Below are 633 nucleotides of genomic sequence, written 5' to 3' on the forward strand. Positions count from 1 at the left end.
GTCACCATCACGCCGATGGTATTCCCCTCGCGCAGCTTAAAGCCGGCGATGGACTTGCGCGCCTTGGTGGTGACGGGCTTCTGGCCGGTGATCTGCATCAGGTCGGACATGGCAGCATCCAGCGCCTTAGCGTTCTGAAGCGCCTCGCCCATCCCGATGTTGATAACGATTTTCTCCAGTCGCGGCACCTGCATAGGGTTTCGGTAGTTAAACTCCCGGATCAATGCAGGCACCACTTCTTTGCGATACAGCTCTTTCAGCCTGGGCATGATGAACTCCTATCAGCCGCCGGTCCGTCAGTCAATCAGAGCGCCGCACTTCTTGCACACGCGCGACTTGCTGCCGTCGGCGGCGATCTGGTAGCCCACCCGGGTGGCCTTGCTGCACGTCGGGCACACCAGCATGACGTTGCTGATGTGGATCGGCGCCTCGCGCTCGATGCGCCCGGTCTGCGTGCGCACGTTGCCGGTGCGGCGCTGGTGCTTAATCACCATGTTCACGCCGGCCACGATGACGCGGTCGCGATTGGGGTCCAACTGGCCAGGAAACCGCACCGACCGCCCCGGCAGGACCCTGCGCACCGTGCCGCGCATGCCCCGGTGCTTACCGCTGATAACCTCGACTGTATCACCT

The 633-nt window shown here is 62.7% G+C and carries 2 protein-coding genes; both read right to left on the reverse strand.

Annotation, left to right across the window (positions count from 1 at the left end; translation table 11 throughout):
- The coding region (rplE, locus tag N2041_RS14570; RefSeq protein WP_367187738.1) for a 50S ribosomal protein L5 at positions 1–272 on the reverse strand (272 nt) is incomplete at its 3' end.
- A 24-nt stretch (positions 273–296) separates the two neighbouring features.
- Positions 297–633 (reverse strand): 50S ribosomal protein L24 (rplX, locus tag N2041_RS14575; protein WP_297679333.1); only part of this gene is annotated, 337 nt, incomplete at its 5' end.

The sequence above is a fragment of the Tepidiforma sp. genome, assembly GCF_026419595.1.
Lineage (GTDB): Bacteria > Chloroflexota > Dehalococcoidia > Tepidiformales > Tepidiformaceae > Tepidiforma.